General features: G+C 66.3%; 19 protein-coding genes and 1 tRNA gene. 18 read left to right on the top strand and 2 right to left on the bottom strand.

Translation table 11 applies throughout. The annotated features are described in order from the left end of the window. The first annotated feature begins 55 nt into the window (after positions 1-55). The 6 genes from EYE40_RS07820 to EYE40_RS07795 all read left to right on the top strand — a co-directional run bounded on the left by EYE40_RS07820 (position 56) and on the right by EYE40_RS07795 (position 5,990). On the top strand, positions 56-1,174 hold the full coding sequence (locus EYE40_RS07820) for a YlbL family protein (RefSeq protein ID WP_130981421.1): 1,119 nt from the start codon (positions 56-58) through the stop codon (positions 1,172-1,174). Between the two features lie 72 nt (positions 1,175-1,246). Then, on the top strand, positions 1,247-4,138 hold the full coding sequence (locus EYE40_RS07815) for a UPF0182 family membrane protein (protein WP_193554492.1): 2,892 nt from the start codon (positions 1,247-1,249) through the stop codon (positions 4,136-4,138). A gap of 9 nt (positions 4,139-4,147) precedes the next feature. Next, entirely contained in the window at positions 4,148-4,969 is an 822-nt protein-coding gene (locus EYE40_RS07810; RefSeq protein ID WP_130981420.1) for a class I SAM-dependent methyltransferase, read from the top strand. A gap of 150 nt (positions 4,970-5,119) precedes the next feature. Next, positions 5,120-5,193: transfer RNA gene (locus EYE40_RS07805), tRNA-Met, on the top strand. A 114-nt stretch (positions 5,194-5,307) separates the two neighbouring features. Continuing rightward, positions 5,308-5,712, top strand: coding sequence for a VOC family protein (locus EYE40_RS07800; protein ID WP_130981419.1), 405 nt, complete (start codon positions 5,308-5,310; stop codon positions 5,710-5,712). Then, complete coding sequence (locus EYE40_RS07795) at positions 5,709-5,990, top strand: winged helix-turn-helix transcriptional regulator (RefSeq protein ID WP_130981418.1); 282 nt, start codon at positions 5,709-5,711, stop codon at positions 5,988-5,990. The genes EYE40_RS07800 and EYE40_RS07795 overlap by 4 nt, the downstream gene beginning before the upstream one ends. 6 nt (positions 5,991-5,996) lie before the next feature. Here the strand turns inward: EYE40_RS07795 and EYE40_RS07790 are convergent, their stop codons facing one another. After that, entirely contained in the window at positions 5,997-6,503 is a 507-nt protein-coding gene (locus EYE40_RS07790; RefSeq protein WP_130981417.1) for a hypothetical protein, read from the bottom strand. A 36-nt stretch (positions 6,504-6,539) separates the two neighbouring features. On the opposite strand from EYE40_RS07790, the gene EYE40_RS07785 reads away from it, so the two are divergent. Genes EYE40_RS07785 through EYE40_RS07750 form a run of 9 tightly spaced genes read left to right on the top strand, consistent with a single transcriptional unit; the run spans position 6,540 to position 14,352 of the window. After that, a complete protein-coding gene (locus tag EYE40_RS07785; protein ID WP_130981416.1) occupies positions 6,540-7,358 on the top strand; it encodes a carbon-nitrogen hydrolase family protein in 819 nt (272 codons plus the stop codon). Between the two features lie 32 nt (positions 7,359-7,390). Next, positions 7,391-8,458: a response regulator gene (locus EYE40_RS07780; protein ID WP_130981415.1), complete on the top strand. Its 1,068-nt coding sequence runs from the start codon at positions 7,391-7,393 to the stop codon at positions 8,456-8,458. Further along, complete coding sequence (locus EYE40_RS07775; RefSeq protein ID WP_130981414.1) at positions 8,455-9,447, top strand: ATP-grasp domain-containing protein; 993 nt, start codon at positions 8,455-8,457, stop codon at positions 9,445-9,447. The genes EYE40_RS07780 and EYE40_RS07775 overlap by 4 nt, the downstream gene beginning before the upstream one ends. Next, entirely contained in the window at positions 9,447-10,193 is a 747-nt protein-coding gene (locus EYE40_RS07770) for a PHP domain-containing protein (protein WP_130981413.1), read from the top strand. The genes EYE40_RS07775 and EYE40_RS07770 overlap by 1 nt, the downstream gene beginning before the upstream one ends. After that, complete coding sequence (locus EYE40_RS07765) at positions 10,190-11,671, top strand: glycosyltransferase family 2 protein (protein ID WP_130981412.1); 1,482 nt, start codon at positions 10,190-10,192, stop codon at positions 11,669-11,671. The genes EYE40_RS07770 and EYE40_RS07765 overlap by 4 nt, the downstream gene beginning before the upstream one ends. Before the next feature lie 20 nt (positions 11,672-11,691). After that, positions 11,692-11,865 carry a hypothetical protein gene (locus EYE40_RS15390; RefSeq protein ID WP_154071854.1) on the top strand — a complete coding sequence of 58 codons (174 nt, stop codon included), beginning with the start codon at positions 11,692-11,694 and terminating at the stop codon, positions 11,863-11,865. Further along, positions 11,865-12,239 (top strand): response regulator, encoded by a 375-nt coding sequence (locus EYE40_RS07760; protein WP_130981411.1) that lies wholly within the window; start codon positions 11,865-11,867, stop codon positions 12,237-12,239. The genes EYE40_RS15390 and EYE40_RS07760 overlap by 1 nt, the downstream gene beginning before the upstream one ends. Beyond that, positions 12,236-12,613 carry a response regulator gene (locus tag EYE40_RS07755; protein ID WP_161972363.1) on the top strand — a complete coding sequence of 126 codons (378 nt, stop codon included), beginning with the start codon at positions 12,236-12,238 and terminating at the stop codon, positions 12,611-12,613. Before EYE40_RS07760 ends, EYE40_RS07755 begins: the two co-directional genes overlap by 4 nt. Further along, complete coding sequence (locus tag EYE40_RS07750; protein ID WP_240034756.1) at positions 12,610-14,352, top strand: sensor histidine kinase; 1,743 nt, start codon at positions 12,610-12,612, stop codon at positions 14,350-14,352. Before EYE40_RS07755 ends, EYE40_RS07750 begins: the two co-directional genes overlap by 4 nt. Here EYE40_RS07750 and EYE40_RS07745 read toward each other — a convergent pair. After that, a complete protein-coding gene (locus tag EYE40_RS07745) occupies positions 14,349-15,536 on the bottom strand; it encodes a pyridoxal phosphate-dependent aminotransferase (RefSeq protein ID WP_130981409.1) in 1,188 nt (395 codons plus the stop codon). The genes EYE40_RS07750 and EYE40_RS07745 overlap by 4 nt on opposite strands. A 66-nt stretch (positions 15,537-15,602) precedes the next feature. Between EYE40_RS07745 and EYE40_RS07740 the strand changes: the two genes are divergently transcribed. From EYE40_RS07740 to EYE40_RS07730, 3 genes are all read left to right on the top strand, one after another. Then, positions 15,603-16,166: a hypothetical protein gene (locus EYE40_RS07740; RefSeq protein ID WP_130981408.1), complete on the top strand. Its 564-nt coding sequence runs from the start codon at positions 15,603-15,605 to the stop codon at positions 16,164-16,166. A 281-nt stretch (positions 16,167-16,447) separates the two neighbouring features. Next, complete coding sequence (locus tag EYE40_RS07735; RefSeq protein ID WP_130981407.1) at positions 16,448-16,960, top strand: PKD domain-containing protein; 513 nt, start codon at positions 16,448-16,450, stop codon at positions 16,958-16,960. A 95-nt stretch (positions 16,961-17,055) separates the two neighbouring features. Beyond that, positions 17,056-18,765 (top strand): S1C family serine protease, encoded by a 1,710-nt coding sequence (locus EYE40_RS07730; protein WP_130981406.1) that lies wholly within the window; start codon positions 17,056-17,058, stop codon positions 18,763-18,765. Positions 18,766-18,894: the final 129 nt, after the last annotated feature.

Below are 18,894 nucleotides of genomic sequence, written 5' to 3'. Positions count from 1 at the left end.
CTGTGCGCCCGTGGCGAACAGGTCAGTTCTTCCCGACTTCTGCCGAAGGATAACGGTGTCCCTTTTCACCGATGTTGAGCCCGACTACCCGCCCCGCCGACGCGGTGGGGGATGGTTCGGCTGGTCTCTGCTCGGCTTCGCGATCACCGCGATCGTGGTCGTCGCGCTCCTCCCGTCGCCGTACGTGATCGAGAAGCCCGGGCCCGTCTTCGACACTCTCGGCACCGTCGCCATCGAGGGTGAGGATGTCCCGTTGATCGACATCCCCATGGAGGAGACGTTCCCCACCACGGGTTCGCTCAACCTCCTCACCGTCTCGATCGTCGGCAACCGTGACAACCCCCTGCGCTGGTTCGAGACGGCCACCGCCTGGCTCGACCCGAGCAAGGCCGTTGTGCCGATCGACCAGGTGTACCCGCAGGGCGTGACCGTCGAGCAGTCCTCGGAGGCGAGCCGGATCCAGATGGAGGTCTCGCAGCAGGAGTCGATCGCCGCCGCCCTCGACCGGCTCGGCTACGACTTCACCAGCACGCTGACCATTGCGGGACTCACGGAGGGGAGCGCCTCCGACGGGATCGTGGAGGAGGGTGACGTCATCCAGAGCCTGAACGGCGAGAGTTACCTCTACGTCTCGCAGATGCGCGAGGCGATCGCCGCAAACGGCGTCGACAAGCCGATGACCCTCGTCGTCGATCGCGACGGTGTCGAGCAGACCCTCGAGGTCACCCCGACCCTGAGCCCCGAGAACGGAACCGCCGAGCGTCAGCCCGTGCTCGGCGTGCTCATCAGCAACGCCTACGACTTCCCATTCGACGTGACGATCCAGCTCGAGAACGTCGGCGGACCGAGCGCCGGACAGATGTTCGCGCTCGGCATAATCGACAAACTGACCGAGGGCGACCTCAATGGCGGCGAGGATGTCGCCGGCACCGGGACCATCACCGGAGAAGGCGACATCGGCCCCATCGGTGGCATCCGCCAGAAGATGTACGGGGCGCTGGACGCAGGCGCCACCTACTTCCTGGCCCCCGAAGCGAACTGCGACGAGGTCACCGGGCACATCCCCGACGGCCTCACGGTCTTCGCCGTCGAAGACCTCGACGACTCGATGACGGCGCTCGCCGGGATCGCCTCGGGCGAGATCGACGACATCGCCACCTGCCCAGCGGGATAACTGTCAGGCAAGGCCGGGTCGCGCCCCGTTAAGATGGCCGAGACCGCAATCTAGACACCAGGAGCAGTCCACGTGACGTCCACAGCAACGCCGCCAGCCAGCCGAACGAGGGTCACCCTCACGATCACGGCGGCAATCCTCGCCATCATCGTGGTGGTCTTCTTCCTCTTCGCTGGCCTCTACGCCGATGTCCTCTGGTTCGACCAGCTCGGTTTCCTGGGGGTCCTGACCACGCAGTGGGTCGCCACGGTCGTGATGTTCCTCGTTGGGTTCGTCGCGATGGCCGTACCCGTCTGGGTCAGCATCGAGATAGCGTTCCGGGCGCGCCCGGTCTACGCGAAGCTCAACTCGCAGCTCGACCGCTACCAGCAGGTCATAGAGCCGCTGCGTCGGCTGGCCATGTTCGGCATCCCGGCCGTGCTCGGCATCTTCGCCGGTGTCTCCACTGCCGCCCGCTGGGAGACGGTGCTGCAGTACCTCAACCGCACGTCGTTCGGTCAGAAGGACCCGCAGTTCAACCTCGACCTCGGCTTCTACTTCTTCGAGCTGCCGTTCTTCCACGGCGTCGTCGGCTACGCCTCGGCGATCGTGCTCATCTCCTTCGTCGCGGCCTTCGCCACGAGCTACCTCTACGGCGCGTTCCGCGTGCTCGGTCGTGAGGTGCGCATCTCGCGCTCGGCACGCATTCAGCTCTCCATCACCGCCGCACTGTTCCTCGCCATCCAGGCCGTGAGCCTCTGGCTCGACCAGTACCTCACCCTCGCCGGGTCCAGCGCTGGCTTCATCGGCACCGGTGCCGGCTATACCGAAGTCAACTCGGTGATCCCGAGCAAGGCGATCCTCGCCGGCATCGCGGCCCTCGTCGCGCTGCTTTTCATCTTCACCGCGATCGTCGGACGCTGGCGCCTGCCGGTCATCGGCACGGCGCTGCTCATCGTGAGCTCGCTGCTCGTCGGCTCCGTCTACCCGTTCATCGTTCAGCGCTTCCAGGTCGACCCGAGCGCGCGAGTGCTCGAGTCGCCCTACATCGAGCGCAGCATTGACGCGACGCGCGACGCCTACGGTGTGGCCGAGGTGGTCGAGCAGACCTACGACGCCGAAACAGACGCCACGGCGGGAGCCCTGCGCGAAGACGCCGAGACGACCGCGAACATCCGCATCATCGACCCCGCACTCGTCTCCGACTCGTTCGCCCAGCTCGAGCGCTTCAAGCAGTATTACAAGTTCTCCCCGCACCTCGACGTCGACCGCTACGAGATCGACGGCAAGAAGCAGGACACCGTGATCGCCGTGCGCGAGCTGGACCAGGACGGCCTGGGCGACGCCCAGAGCTGGTACAACAACACCGTCGTCTACACGCACGGCTATGGAGTCGTCGCGGCATACGGCAACCAGCGCACGACTGACGGCCAGCCTGTATTCCTCGAGTCGGGCATCCCGAGCACGGGAGACCTTGGCAAGTTCGAGCCGCGCATCTACTTCGGCGAGAACTCGCCGACCTATTCGATCGTCGGTGGCTCCAAGGACTCCGAGCCGATCGAGCACGACTATCCGTCGGGTGACGACGACGTCGAAGAGGTCAGCACGTCGGGCACCTCCACCACCTTCGCCGGTGATGGTGGACCCAAGCTCGACGGTATCTTCGCCAAGCTCATCTACTCGATCAAGTACCAGTCGACCGACATCTTCCTCTCGTCGGCCGTGACCGACGACTCGCAGATCCTGTACGACCGCAACCCCATCACCCGGGTGCAGAAGGTCGCGCCGTACCTGACGCCTGACAGCGACGCCTACCCGGCGGTTGTCGACGGCAAGATCGTCTGGATCGTCGACGCGTACACGACGAGCACGAACTACCCGTACTCGAAGACCGAGCAGCTCAGCACGGCCATCGCAGACACCAACACCAAGGCTCCGCTGTACGCCGTCGACAACCTCAACTACATCCGCAACTCGGTGAAGGCGACAGTCGACGCCTACTCGGGCGAGGTCACGCTCTACGCGTGGGACGAGGCCGACCCGGTGCTCAAGACCTGGAGCAAGATCTTCCCGACGACGATCAAGTCCAAGGACGACATGAGCGCCGAGCTTCGCGCCCACGTGCGTTACCCGGCCGACCTGTTCAAGGTGCAGCGCTCGATCCTCGGATCATTCCACGTCACCGACACGAACTCGTTCTATTCGGGCAACGACCAGTGGATTACGCCCAACGACCCCACGTCGCCCGCGTCGAACCCGACCCTGCAGCCGCCGTACTACCTGACGATGCAGGTTCCCGGAACCGACAACCCCGCGTTCTCGCTGTACTCGAGCTTCATCCCCCGCGCCAGCGGAACGTCCTCGAGCAACAACCTCACCGGTTACCTCGCGGTGAATGCGGATGACGGTCCCGACTACGGCAAACTCACGCTGCTGACCCTGCCGCGCCAGAATACGGTGCCGGGCCCCGGTCAGGTGCAGAACGCATTCAGCTCCGACACGGTTGTGGCTAACCAGCTCGCCATCATCAAGCGCGGTGACACCGAGGTGCTGCTGGGTAACCTGCTGACGCTTCCGGTCGGTGGCGGACTGCTCTACGTGCAGCCGGTCTACGTTCAGGCCACGGGAGACACCAGTTATCCGCTGCTCCGCAAGGTGCTCGTCGGATTCGGTGACAAGATCGCCTTCGAGGACACCCTCGACGAGGCGCTCGACTCGCTGTTCGAGGGTGACTCCGGAGCGAACGCCGGCGACGGCGGAGTGGAACCGGGAACCGAGGAGCCGGATCCCGGCACCGAAGAGCCCGATCCCGGCACGGAGGAGCCCGCAACCGGCAACGCCGCGCTGACCGCGGCACTCGCCGAGGCGAAGACCGCGCTCGACGACCGGAATGCCGCCTACGCGGAGAACGACCTCGTCAAGGCTGCCGAAGCCGACCTGCGGCTGACCCGCGCGCTGGCGAAGGCCATCGCGGCAAGCAACTAGTAGAGAGCCATGGTTGACCTCACCTCGGGGGAGTGGCTCGACGCCAACCGGGCGCAGTGGGACGAGAGAGTCCCACTGCACCTGGCCAGCGAGTTCTACAACGTAGACGCGCTACGGGCCGGAACCCTCGGCCTGTACCCGATCGAGGAGCGGGAACTCGCAGAGCTGTTTCCCGAGGGCCTCGAGGGCAAGCGCGTGCTGCACCTGCAGTGCCACTTCGGTGTCGACTCGCTGATCCTCGCGCAGCGCGCCGCCGACGTCGTCGGACTCGACTTCTCGAAGCCAGCGGTCGCAGCGGCACGCGGGCTTGCGGCCGAGCTGGGGCTTGGGGCGCGGTTCATCCATGCGAATGTCTATGACGCCCGGCACATTCTGCCCGAGCCCGAATCGTTCGACGTCGTGTACACGACCTGGGGCACCATCGGCTGGCTACCCGACGTGGCCGAGTGGGCGCGGATCATCGCCTGGTACCTCAAGCCCGGCGGCACGCTCTACTTCGCCGACAGCCACCCCGCGGGCTGGGTCTTCGACGATGACCTCGTGATGACCTACCCGTACAACAACGACGGCGCGGCCGACGTGGTCGAGAGCGCGTCGACCTACGGCGCGGCGGGTGAAACGGCTTCGACGCGAACTTTCGAGTGGATGCACCCGCTCTCCGAAACCCTCGGCGCGCTGAGGGGTGCCGGTCTCACCCTCGACTACTTCCACGAGCACTACGAGGTGCCGTACCGCATGTTCACGGCGCTCGAGCCGACCCCGGATCGCATGTTCGCGTGGCCGGACAAGAAATGGCTGCCGCTGTCCCTGTCGCTCGCGGCCACTCGCTGATTGAGTAGGCCGCCCACGGCAGTATCGAAATCCCGTTGCGCCTAACTGGTTTCGATAGGCGTGCTCCTGCGTCGCGCGCTACTCAAGCAGCGAGAAACCTGAGCATTGGTGACCCGCTCCACCGCGCTGTGCTAATGTTGATTCTTGTGCCGCGGGGTGGAGCAGTTCGGTAGCTCGCTGGGCTCATAACCCAGAGGTCGCAGGTTCAAATCCTGTCCCCGCAACAGATGAAGGCCCGGAACCGCAAGGTTCCGGGCCTTTTGTTGTATCCGGTACCCCCGTACTCGCAGGAGAGATGGGTCTTGACATCGCACTTTCATTTTGGAAGTGTTCTCTGCATGAGCCTATTCATCACCTGCCCGGTCGATAGCGTCGAACGCGCGACCGCCTTCTACACCGCCCTCGGGTGGACGCTCAATGCCGAGATGTCAGATGACAACGTGTCGTGCTTCGCGATCGCACCCGAGCAGTACCTCATGCTCGGCAGTCGCGAGATGTACGCAAGCGTCGGCGCCACCGAAGAATTGATCGGCGGCCCCGACACCCCATCGAAGGTGACCGTGTCATTCGACCTCGGCAGCCGAGAGGCGGTCGATGAACTGGTCGAGCGCGCGGGAGCTGCGGGCGGTCGTGTCGGTGACGTCGACGACTATCCCTTTATGTACCAGCGCCAGTTCGACGACCCTGACGGCTACCACTACTCGCCGTTCTGGATGAAGCCGGATTCCGACCCGGTCGCGTGAGCGATCTCGCCGCGGCCCTCGAGGTCGTGGGAGCGCGATGGGCCCTCCTCATCGTGGAGCGGCTGCTCGACGGGCCGCAGCGGTATGGCGACCTGCAGCGCGATCTCGGCATGGGCACGAACATGCTCGCGATTCGCCTGCGTGAGCTCGAAGCGGCTGGCGTCTTGTACCGCCTGCCCCTCCGACACAACACCCGGGCGTATGCGTTGACGGACCGAGGGTTCGCCCTGCGCGCGTCCATCACCGAACTCGGTCGCTGGGGTGCCGAGCACTCCTGAGCGTGCCTACTCGACGAGCAGCGTGACGTCGAAGCCCTGGAAGATCGACACGATCTTGCCGTCCTCTGCGCCGAAGATGATGAACTCGTTCTTTGGGCCGATGCCGCCGTAGGGGGTTCCGACGATGTATTCCGAATAGGCACTCGCAGTGAGGCTGTCGACGATTCCCTGGTCCATCGGGAAGGTCCAGTCCTCGACGAAAACGACATACTCGAGATCCTTGATGGCCTCGGCGGGCGTGCGCTGCTCGCTGAACTCGGTCGAGGCAATGGTCGACAGCACCGACTCGGCGAGGTACGGTTCGAGCGCCGCGGTGTTGTCACTGGAGATGGCGGCAGAGATGTTGGCGAGGTCGTCGTCGGTGAGGCCACTCGCGACGGGAGCCCCCGTCGGCTGGTCGTCGGCCGGCTGGCTCGAGTCGGGGTTGATGGGTTCGGGTTCGGCGCTGGGTGCGCAACCGGTCAGGGCCAGAGCGGCGATGAGAAGAGTTGCGGCAATTCGTGTATTCCTCATCTGAGACAGACTAGTCCACCCCTCTACGCTGTACTCATGACTACTTCGGGCCTCGCTGTTGTGCAGTTCGCTCCCATGCGGGATGTCGCGGCGAACCTCGCAACCATGAACAGGCTGGCCGAGCTCGCCGTGTCCCGGGGCGCGAGCCTCGTGGTCTTCCCCGAGTATTCGTCGTGGTTCACGCCCGACATGGACAGCGCCTGGCTTGATGCCGCGCAGGACCTGGACGGCGAGTTCGTGATCGGTGTCGGCGCGATGAGCGTGCGGCTGGGCATCCACGTCGTCGCAGGTTTCATCGAGCGCACGGACGACCCGGCCCGCATCTCGAACACGCTGGTGGCGCTCGACCCGCAGGGCGCGATCGTCGCCACCTACAGCAAGCTGCACCTCTACGACGCGTTCGGCGGTCGCGAGAGCGACTGGGTCAAGGCCGGCGCCATCGAGGATCCGCAGACGTTCGCCTGGGGTGACTTCACCGTTGGACTGCAGACCTGCTACGACCTGCGGTTCCCCGAGGTCACGCGCCGCATCGTCGATGCGGGCGCCGATCTCGTGCTCGTGCCGAGCGAGTGGGTGCGCGGCCCGCTCAAGGAGCACCACTGGCGTACCCTCATTACCGCGCGAGCCATCGAGAACACCGTCTACGTCGCGGCAGCCGACCACGCTCCGCCGATTGGCGCGGGCAACAGCATGGTGGTCGACCCGATGGGCGTCGAGATCGCGACGATCGGTGAGATCGAGGATGTCGCTGTCGCCTGGCCCCTGATCGAACGAGTCGCCGCGGTGCGGGTTGTGAACCCCTCTCTCGCGCACAGACGGTTCGGTATCGTCCCCGGTCGGGTGCCACGCACGTAAGCTAGGTCGAACCGGCGGTTGGAGGGAACCCTGTGTCTGACCCATATCGCGTCCTTGTCATTGAGGATGACGCCGACGTAGCGCTCTACACCCGCACCGTGCTCGAGAAGCGCGGTGGTTGTGTTGTCGTCTGGATCGCCGACCCCTTCCTCGCTCGCGAGCAGGTCATCTCGTTCAATCCCGACGTCGTCGTCACCGACATCGAGATGCCCGGGATGACCGGACTCGAGTTGATGCGACGCCTCCGTCTCGACACTCCTGACCTCCCGGTGGTCGTGATGACCGCCCACGTGTCGGTCGAGTACGCCGTGGGGGCCCTCCGCGCTCAAGCCGACGAGTTCCTCATCAAGCCCATCGCCGCGGCCGACCTGGTCGCCGCGGTCACCCGCCTCGCCGCCGATGGCCGCGCCAATCGTGCCGCGGCCCGCCCCCGCGAGTTCGTGCTCGCGGTCGGCGCGCATCCCGACGACGTGGAGATCGGCGTCGGCGGCATCCTCGCCGCCCACCGGGCCGCGGGCGACACGGTGGTGATCCTGACGCTGTCACGCGGCGCGCGGGGCGGTGAACCCGGGGATCGGCAGGGCGAGGCGATGGCCTCAGCCGAGCTGCTGGGTGCGCGGCTGTTCCTCGAAGACCTGGTCGACACCGAGATCCCCAACGGCGGCTCGACCGTCGCGATCATCGAGCGGGTGGTGCGGGAGGTTGAACCGACGATCGTCTACACGCACAGCGCCCACGACCGCCACCAGGACCACCGTGCCGTGCACGAGGCGACGATCGTCGCGACCCGATCGGTTCGCACCGTCGCCTGTTTCCAGAGCCCATCGTCCACCGTCGACTTCCGACCCTCGCGGTTCGTCCCGATCGATGGGTTCACCGACGCCAAACTGGGCCTTCTCGCGTGCTTCGCGTCGCAGTCCGGTATTCGCGACTACCTCCAACCCGAGCTGGTGCTCGCCACAGCGCGGTACTGGGGCCGCTACGGCAGCGCGACGAGTGTCGAGCCCCTCGAGGTGATCCGCGAGACGAGCGACCTGTCGATGCCGTTCAAGAAGGCCACCAACACCTCGCCTGCACCGACGAAGGCGGAATCGGCATGACCCGGGTCCTCGTCACGGGTGCGGGTGGCCCAGCGGGGGTGGCCGTTATCCGCTCACTGCTGAAGCGCGACGACGTCGAGGTCTTCGCCGCCGACATGGACGGCTGGGCGAGTGGCCTGTACCTGGTGCCGTCCGAGCGCCGACGACTCGTAGAGCCGGGTGCCGCAGAGCCCTTCGTCGACGACCTGATGGTGATCTGCGCTGCCGACGCCATCGACGTGCTGTTCTCGACGGTCGACGTCGAACTGCCCGCCCTGGCCGTGCGCCGGGATGAACTGCTCACCGCCGGCGTGGCCCTCGCGGCCCCTACGCTCGCGACCCTCGAGGTCTGTCTCGACAAGTTCCTGCTCGCCGAGCGCTGTGCGACGGCCCTGCGGGTTCCCACGACCCGGTTGCTGGACGCGGAGGGTGTCGCCGAGAACTGGGATTTCCCGGTCATCGTCAAGCCCCGCCGTGGTGCGGGCTCGAGGGGCGTGCGGCTCGTGGCCGACCGCGCCCAGCTCGAGTCGATCCCGCTCGACGACGCACTGATCGTCCAGGAGCACCTGCCCGGTGACGAGTTCAGCGTCGACGTCTTCGCGGACGCCTCGGGTCACGTGGTGGCAGCGGTGCCCCGCACGCGAACCCGGGTCGACTCCGGTGTGTCGATCGCCGGCCGCACGGTGCTCAACGCCGAACTCGAGACAACGGCCGCAGCGGTAGCGACTGCCATCGAGCTCGTGGGTGTCGCGAACGTGCAGCTCCGCTACGACGTCAACGGCGTTCCGGCCCTGCTCGAGGTGAACCCGCGCTTTCCCGGAGCGATGCCGCTCACGATCGCGGCGGGGGTCGATATGCCGTCGCTCGCCCTCGACCTGGCGCTCGGTCACGCGGTGCCCTCGAGCGTCGCCTTCCGCGAGATCGCGAACGTGCGCTACCTCGAAGACGTCTTCGTCGACGTCGACGAGATCCTCATCTCCGAGCACGCCGCCCACGGGGAGCTGGACTGATGGAGTTGCTGCAGGGCGATTTTCACGTGCACTCCACGTTCTCCGATGACGCGGTCTCCACCGTGGCGGAGAACATCGCGGTAGCGGCTGAGCGCGGGCTGACCACGCTCCGCCTCATCGACCACGTGCGGGTCTCGACCGACTGGGTGCCCGAGTTCGTCGCCGCCGTCGCGGCCGAGACGATTCCCGAAGGACTCACCGTGCTCACCGGCGTCGAGACCAAGATCCTCGACTCGCGAGGCACCCTCGACCTGCCGCCCGACCTCGCGGTCGGCGAGGGCGGCGTCGACGGGATCGTGCTCGCGGACCACCAGTTCCCCGGCCCGAACGGTCCCTGGTCGCCGACCGAGGCGACGGAGCGCCTTGCGGCGGGACTCGGCGTGGAAGACGCTCTCGACCTGCTCGTCTCCGCGCTCGTCGCTGGAATGAACGGCGTTGCCTCATCGTGGGGCCACGGCGTCGGACAGCTCGCCCACTGCTTCTCCATCCTGCCCAAGATCGGGCTGAGCGAGAGCCAACTGAGTAAGGCGCAGCTCACGCGCTGGGCCGCAGCCGCCGCCGAGACCGGCACACTCATCGAGATCAACGAGAAGTGGGGCTGCCCCGAGCCCCGCAGCATCGCCGCAGCCCGGGCCGCGGGTGCGACGATCGTCGCCGCCTCCGACGCCCACCGCGCATCCGATGTGGGCCGTTACGAGGCCGTGCAGCGCATCCACGAACAATCCGCAACGGGGGATACCGAATGACCGGCTGGCAACTCGCACTGGAGATCTTCCTCCTCGTGCTCGTGGCGACGGGCGCTATCCCGGTCATCGCCGGCGCACTCTCGTTCGCCGCGATTCCCTTTCACGCCTTCAAGAACCACTACGGCAAGGCGAGCCCGTATACGCCGCGGGTTGCGATTGTGATACCCGCGTGGAATGAGGGCGCGGTGATCGCGGCATCCGTCGACCGGCTGATGTCTCTCGACTACCCTCTCGACCGTCTGCGCATTTTCGTGGTCGACGATGCGAGCACCGACAACACCCCCGACGTGGTGCGCTCCAAGGTGGAGCAGTACCCGGGAAACATCGTGCACCTCCGCCGCCAGACGGGCGGCGAGGGCAAGGCGCACACGCTGAACCACGGCATCCGGGTGATTCTCGAGGACGACTGGATGGAGGCGCTCCTCGTCATGGACGCCGACGTGATCTACCAGCCCGATTCGCTGCGCCGCATGACGCGCCACCTCGCCGACCCCAAGGTGGGTGCGGTGTCCGCTTACATTCGCGAGGGCAGCGCCGACAAGAACTACCTGACCCGCTTCATCGGTCTCGAGTACGTGCTCTCGCAGCCCGCTGCTCGCCGGGCACAGAACGTGCTCGGCGCCCAGGCCTGCCTCGCGGGCGGTGCCCAGCTTCACACCCGCGAGAATCTGCTCGCGATCGGCGGCCAGATCGACACGAGCTCGCTCGCTGAAGACACGATCACCACCTTCGAGACCCAGCTGCACGGTCGCGAGGTCGTCTTCGAGCCGCTCGCCGTCGTGCTGGCCGAGGAGCCCGGGTCGATCGACGCGCTCTGGAAGCAGCGCCTGCGCTGGGCTCGTGGAAACGTCTCGGTGACGGCCCGCTACAGCAAGATCTGGTTTCGGCCGTCCAAAGTGCACAACCTCGGCTCGATCTCCTTCGGGTTGGTCTGGTTCAGCCTGTGGCTGCTGCCGATCGCCATGATCCTCTCGTCGATCGGGCTGGTCGGGCTGCTTCTCCTGCACAGTGCGCTGGCGACGGCCATCTTCAACAGCCTGTGGATCGCGGCCGCTGTCACGTTCGCCTTCACCCTCGCTTTCGCCGTGCAACTGGATGTCCCGCTCACGAGTCGAGCGTGGCGCGAGGTCATCACCTTCCCCGGCCTGATCTCGATGCTCGTGATCGCGTCCGCCTTCTTCCCCGGTGTCGTGGAAGTGTGGGTGCCGAGTCTCTTCGGTATGCATCTCACGGAGACGGGCGAGTTCATCTTCCGCATATTCCTCTACGCGTGGATCTCGCTGTCGATGCTCGGCGCGTGGCTCGCCCGACGCATCGAGAGGACCTGGATCGGGCGCTTCCTGTCGCCCGCGCTGATCTACCTCGTCGGTTACGGATCGTTGCTGTGCGCCATCACCTTCGACTCGTACATCAAGGAGATCCGCGGCGCCGAAGCGAAGTGGGACAAGACGGAGAAGACGGGACGGGTGGCGGTATGAAGAGTTCGCAGCACAGGAGAGTGGATTTCAGGGACGCACCCGAACCCGCAGATCGTCGTGATCCGGGCAACGACTACCTGAACGACGAACTCGAGCGCAACCGCCGTGACGAGTTCCGGTTGATCGGCAAGGCGGGGCTGGCCCTGCTCTTCGTGACGGTGCTCGTTGTGGTGCGCCAGATTTTCTTCGTCTGATGGGCGACCAGGTGATGGACTCCGTTCGTGTGCTGGTCGTCGAGGACAGCGCCGATCAGCGGCTGCTGCTCAGGCTCTACTTCGAGCGCGCGGGCTGCGAGGTGGAGACCGCCACCTCGGGTGAGAGCGCCATGGAGGCCCTCACCCGTCTGGAGCCCGACCTGGTGGTCGTCGACCTGGTGCTACCAGGGATGGACGGCTGGTCGCTCACCGAAAGGATCCGCGCCGAGCGGCCACAGGTTGCGATAGCCATCACATCCGTGCTCGACACGGCGGACTATCCCGAAGCGGATGCCACACTCCCGAAGCCGGTGACCGGCGACGACGTGCGGCGGGTGCTGCGCGAGACGGTTCCCCGCTGGACCCGGGCGTGAAGTCCGTGCCGCCGACCGTGGTGATCGCGGACGACGATCCCGACATCCTGAGTCTTGTGGCGATCGCGGTGCGAAAAGCCGACCTCGAGCTCGTCGCGCGACACGAGAACGGGGCATCCGCCTGGGAGTCGATTCGTGAGCTCTCGCCGACGCTCGTTGTGCTCGACGTGACGATGCCCGGGCTCACCGGTCTCGAGATCACCCGCAATATCCGAGCGGATGTCTCGCTCTCAGGCACCAGGATCGTGCTGCTCTCTGCGGGAGTCGACGCCGCGGCCTCGGGTGAGGCCCTCTCCGCCGGCGCCGACGTCTACCTGACCAAGCCCTTCAGCCCCTCCGGCCTCGCGGCGCGACTCGTGGAGATCGTGCGATGAGGATGCTCGTGCGGCTGCGCAAGCTGCTCGGGGGCGGTTCGCCCTCTCCGACGGTGCGTCACCTGCCGACGCTCGCAGTCTTCGTGGTCGCGATCATCATCGTGCTCACCGTTCCCGACGTGCGTTTCAGCTCGGTACCCGCCGCGCTCGCGGGCATGTGGGCGATGGCGCTCTCCACGTCATTCGCTGCCTTCCTCAGCTGGGTGCCGTCGCTGCGCCACCTCGTCATCATCGTGCCCTGTGTCGACCTCCTCGCCATCGGCGCGTTCCGGGCGGGCACCGGCGGCACAACCTCGCTGTTCGCATCCCTGATTCTCCTGCCAGTGATCTGGATCGCTGCGGAGAACGGGCGCCGCTACATCCTCATCGCCGGCGTAGGCGTGTCGGTCGCCCTGATGATGCCCTATCTCCTGGGCTTCGACACGATCACGACGAGCGCGGACTGGCTGCGTGGCATTGTGTCGCCGGCGGTCTTCGCGATCGGCGCTGCCATCATCAACGAGATGGCCAAGATCAGGCGAAAACAACTCAAGGTGATGCAGACTCTGGCGACGGAGCGCGAAGAGATGCTGAAGGGCGCCTTCGACTACACGGAGCGCCTGCGCGAGAACGAGGACAGGCTTCGAGCAGCCGACCAGCTGACGCGTAGTGTGCTCAACGCGGTCACCGAGCAGTCGGTGATCGGCACGGGAATGACCGGGCTCATCGACGTCTGGAACCCCGGCGCGGCACGGATGCTCGGACTCACCGCGGCCGAGACCCAGGGCAAGCGATTCGTGTACGAGTTCCACGAGGCTGCAGAGCTGGAGACGTATTCGCGCGAGCTGGGCTATCCTCCCGGGGAGACCGTGCTCACTCCCGGCTTCTCAGCCCTCGTGGAGTCGGCGCGACTCGGCGAACCGGAGGTACGCCAGTGGACGTACGTGCGCGCCGACGGCACCACCGTGTCCGTCGAGGTAGCCGTCACGCGTCGCACGAACTCCGCTGGCGAGGCTGTCGGCTACATCTTCGTCGCGACGGACGTCACCCAGGCGCTCGAGGTATCGCGGCTCAAGGACGAGTTCGTCGGACTCATCTCCCACGAGCTGCGCACACCGCTGAGCTCCATCCTCGGCTATCTGGAACTCATGCGGGACGACGACGAGAGCCCCTTGTCGGAAGAGCAGATGCTGTACCTGGGTGTCGCCGAGCGCAACGCGCATCGGCTGCTGCGCCTCGTCGGCGACCTGCTATTTACGGCGCAGGTCGGATCCAGCCAATTCAGCCTCGACGCGACCACCATTGACGTGGCGCCCGTCGTTCGGGCATCCGTCGAATCGGCGATTCCCGTCGCTGCGGCGGCCGGCGTGCGGGTTTCGGTGGACATCCTCGAAGACGAGACCTTCATCAACGGCGACGCGCTCCGCCTCGGCCAGGCCTGCGACAACCTGATCTCCAATGCCATCAAGTTCACGGGACGCGACGGCAGCATCGCGATCATCGTCGCCGTTCGCGCCGGAAACGTCGAGGTGACTATCACCGACACAGGTATGGGCATCCCTGAGGTCGAGCTCGATCAGCTCTTCGCACGATTCTTCCGGGCCTCCACGGCGACCCGCGCTGCGGTGCCGGGTGTCGGACTCGGGCTCACCATCACCAAAGCGATCGTCGTCGCCCACGGCGGCGAGCTGGATGTCGTGAGCATGGTCGGCGTGGGCACGTCATTCATCGTCCGATTGCCGCTCGTCGCGGCTCCCTAGAGAGCTGCTAGCCGCGCGCTCGCGTCCTCGAGCACGGACTGCTTCTTGCAGAACGCGAACCGCACGAGAGACGCGAACTCCGGCTGATCCCCGCGCACGAACGCGCTGATCGGCACGGCGGCCACCCCGGCTAGGGACGGCAGGGCACGGCACAGGTCGGCTCCGTTCGCGTAGCCGAGGGCCGCGGCATCCGCCACGATGAAATAGCCGGCCTGCGGGTTGGTCACGGTGAAGCCGGCGGCAGCGAGCCCGGCCGACAGCAGGTCACGCTTGCGCTGCAGTGTGCCGGCGAGATTGGTGAAAAACGAGTCGGGCAGGCCGAGTCCCACGGCGATCGCGGGCTGGAACGGGGCGCCGTTCACAAAGGTCAGGAACTGTTTGACCGCGACGATCGACTTCACGATTTCGGGTGGTGCGGTGAGCCAGCCGATCTTCCAGCCGGTGGTGTTGAACGTCTTGCCGCCGCTCGAGATGGTGACCGTGCGCTCGCGAGCGCCGGGCAGCGTGGCGATCGGGATGTGCTGGGACCCGAACAGCAGGTGCTCGTACACCTCGTCGGTCACGATGATCGCGTTGTGGCGTTCTGCCAGCTCGACGATCAGGTGCAGGGTCGCGCGGTCGAACACGCTACCCGTCGGATTGTGCGGACTATTGATGAGGATGATCCGTGTGCGGTCGGTTACGGCCTTTCTGAGGTCATCGTGGTCGGGTTGAAAGTTCGGCGCCCTGAGGGCCACCGTGGTGTGGGTCGCCCCGCTCAGCCCGATCATCGCGCCGTAGGAGTCGTAGAACGGCTCGAAGGTGAGTACCTCGTCGCCCGGCTCGGTGAGCGCGAGGATGGTCGCGGCGATGGCCTCGGTCGCGCCGGCGGTGACCAGCACCTCCGTGTCGGGGTCGACCTCGAGACCGTAGAAGCGCCGCTGGTGGTCGGCTATCGCGTGCCGGAGCACGGGCATCCCGAGGCCGGGCGGGTACTGGTTGAAGCCGTCGCTGATCGCCTGGCGGGCGGCTTCGAGCACCTCTGCGGGGCCGTCCTCGTCGGGGAAGCCCTGCCCGAGGTTGATGGCGCCCGTGCTGAGGGCAAGGGCCGACATCTCGGCGAAAATCGTGGGACGCAGCTGCCCGTCCGCCCCGAGGAGCATGGCTCCGTTGGCTGCGCGCTGCCAGGATCCGGGAACTGTCATAGTGCGTCCCAGCGTAGCTGTGGAAAGTTTTCTCGGGATGTCTCGGCCCAGGTTTACCGTCGACCCATGAAATCTCCGCTCCCGCTCCTGGTCGCCGTGGTGGCCGTTGCCGTGCTCGCAGGCTGCGCACAGGACAACCCCGTGGTGATCCCCGAGCCGGAGCCCTCGTCAGCACCGATCTTCGAGTCGGACGAGGAGGCCCTCGCGGCGGCGGAGGTTGCGTATGGGGAGTATCTGAAGGTGTCGGATGCGATCTACGCGGACGGTGGTCTCGACGCCGAAAGAATTAAAGCAGTGGCCAGCCCGGACCAGGCAATGCTCGATATGGCTAGCTTCGAAAAAATGGCGAGAGGTGGTAATCGAGGAACCGGCGCCACGGCATTCAGAAGCATGACCCTCCAGCAGTTCGACCCAACTTCTCCGGATGGGTTGGCGATCATCACGGTTTACGCCTGCATTGACCTCTCCAAGACTCAAACGCTCGATCCAGCGGGGAAGGTCATCAGCGACAACGGTGGAGCGGACCTCGTGCCTATTCAAGTCGAGTTCGATCGACGCGACCTCGATACTTCGATCGTGGTTGTTGCATCACAGGGAGCATGGGATGGGCAGAACTTTTGCGCACCCTGACATTTTTCATTTGGTCTCTTTTTCTGACGGCAATCCTGGCATGGTCAGGCGCCGGCGCATCAGCGGCATCTTCAAGCGGATGCACTTATAACGAGATTCGAGATCATCTGTGCGGTCCGACAAACACGGGAAACGAGGTAGTTTTCGACGGGACCGAAACAACCCCCGGCGATGGCGGCGGCAGTGAAGGCGACACCGGCACTGGTAGCGGCACCGGCGCTCCATCCGGCAGCACCGAGGAAGGAGAGGACTGCTTCGGTGGCATCCGCGAGTGCTACGACGTGACCAACCCGGCCGAGGACCCGGCGGGCCCGGTCACCGTCCGCGACATCGCCGCGTTCCGCCCGACGCCGGAGGTCGACCACATGGAGCCCAACGGCTGGATGGTCGTCGGGCTGGACACCAACTTCTACGCGACCGGGGGAGTGCGCACCGTCTCCGGGCAGCTGCTCGGCGAGCGAGCAAGGGTCCGCTTCCACCCCGCGGGCTGGACATGGAACTACGGCGACGGCGCCACGGAGACCACCAGCAGTCGAGGTGCCTCATGGGCAGCGCTCAAGATCCTAGAATTCGACCCGACCGCCACCAGCCACGTCTACCGCAAGGCGGGCAAGTACACGATCCAGCTCAGCGTCCAATACTTCGCCGAGTACCAGTACGCGGGCTCTCCCTGGTACCCGGTCATCGGCACACTCAGCGTGCCGGCCAACCCGCTCGTCGCCACCGCGGGCAGCGCTGACACCGTACTCGTAGAGGAGGAATGCACGTGGAATCCCAGCGGTCCGGGGTGCTAGGCAAGCCTACGGCTAGGCGGCAGCGCGCTCACAGCGCGTCCAAATAGAATGCACAGGTTGGCGGAGGATGCTGGCACAGCTGGAAGGAGCACCCCATGACCGACTCACCCGAAACCCCCAACCCGGCAACACCCGAAGACGCAGAAAACGCGGCGCAGCCCGCGTCTGCGACCCCCGCCGGAACCCCCGACATCGAGGGCGAAACCACCCTCACCCCCGATGCCCACGGCACCTTCGTGGCAGGCCCCGACGCCGTCAGCGCGCCGCCCGCCAGCGACGCTCCAGCAGCCCCCGTACCCCCCGTCACCCCGCCCGCCGCAGCCGCCCCGCCGGCCCCGCCAGCACCCCCCGCCGCACCCATCGCGCGACGCCCCGCCCCCATCTACAACGGCGGCCAGCCCATCCCCGCAGCGACCCCCACCCCGGCACCCCAGCCCACCACCCCCTACCCCGCACCCGTCGCTGGTGCCGCGCAGGCCGGGCCCGCGATCGGACAGCCGGCCGTGGCATCCGCACCCCACATCGCAGGAGCACCGCACAACGCCGGCGCGCCCCACGTCGCGGGCGCACAGCCCGCTGCCCAGGGCGACTCGTTCAAGCGCCGCACCCCTGTCGCCCTGATCGCCGTCGGCCTCGCTGCAGCCCTCATAGGCGGAGTGTCCGGAGCGGGCGTCACCTACTGGGCCGTCAACAACAACCAGACCTCCCAGACCACCGCCAACGCGCAGCCCGCCAACATCACCGTCAATGATGCGGATGACGCGACCATCGTCACCGCCGTGGCAGCTAAAGCGTCCCCCTCCGTCGTCACCATTTCGACAGTCGGATCCAACGGTTCCGGAACAGGTTCGGGCGTCATCCTCGACAAAAAGGGCTACATCCTCACCAACACCCACGTAGTCACCCTCGACGGTGCCGCCGCGAACGCCAAGGTGAGCGTGCAGACCAGCGACGGGCGCCTCCTCGCCGCGACCATCGTCGGCACCGACCCGATCTCCGACCTCGCCGTCATCAAGGTCGAAGCAGACGACAGCCTCCAGCCGGTCGAATTCGCCGACTCCAGCAACCTGAACGTCGGCGACACCGCGATCGCCATCGGCGCTCCACTCGGCCTCACCACCACCGTCACCAACGGCATCGTGAGTGCCCTCAACCGCAGCATCACCGTCGCATCCTCTGCTGTGCCCGAAGACCAGCAGTCCTCCGAGGACACCGAAGGCGACAGCGGCGACAGCCCGTTCGACTTCTGGCAGTTCGACACCCCCGGTGACGAGCAGGCACCCACCGCCAGCACGTCCACCATCTCCCTCGCCGTGATCCAGACCGATGCCGCCATCAACCCCGGCAACTCGGGTGGGGCGCTGCTCGACGCCGAGGGCAAGCTCATCGGCATCAACGTGGCCATCGCCAGCGCGGGTGACAGCTCGAGCGCATCCGGCAACATCGGTGTTGGATTCTCGATCCCGTCCAACCTCGCCAAGCGCGTGTCCGAGGAGATCATCGCCAACGGTTCGGCCACCCACGGCCTGCTGGGCGCCTCCATCCTCGACGTCACCGAAGACACCGCCGTGTCCAACAGTTCGGTCGTCGGCGCCAGCGTCAAGGAGGTCAGCTCCGGAGGGGCCGCGGCGTCCGCGGGTCTCAAGGTCGGAGATGTCATCACCGGCATCAACGGCCTGCCCGTCACCGGCAAGAACGACCTCACCGCCCAGGTGCGTGCGCTCGCCGGTGGAGCCGAGGCGACCATCACCTACGTGCGAAACGGCAAGACCGCGACCACCGACGTGACCCTCGGAAAGCTCTGACCCACACCCCGCCAGACGACGGCACGGGAGCCCAGCGCTCCCGTGCCGTTTCGTCGTCGGCTGGTAGGCTCGACCGACCTGACAGCAGCAGAAAAGACGCCACTTCGCGTCAAAACACCGAGACGGACA

The sequence above is a fragment of the Glaciihabitans arcticus genome, assembly GCF_004310685.1.
Classification (GTDB): Bacteria; Actinomycetota; Actinomycetes; order Actinomycetales; family Microbacteriaceae; genus Conyzicola; species Conyzicola arctica.
This window is presented reverse-complemented; position numbering and strand designations above follow the sequence as displayed.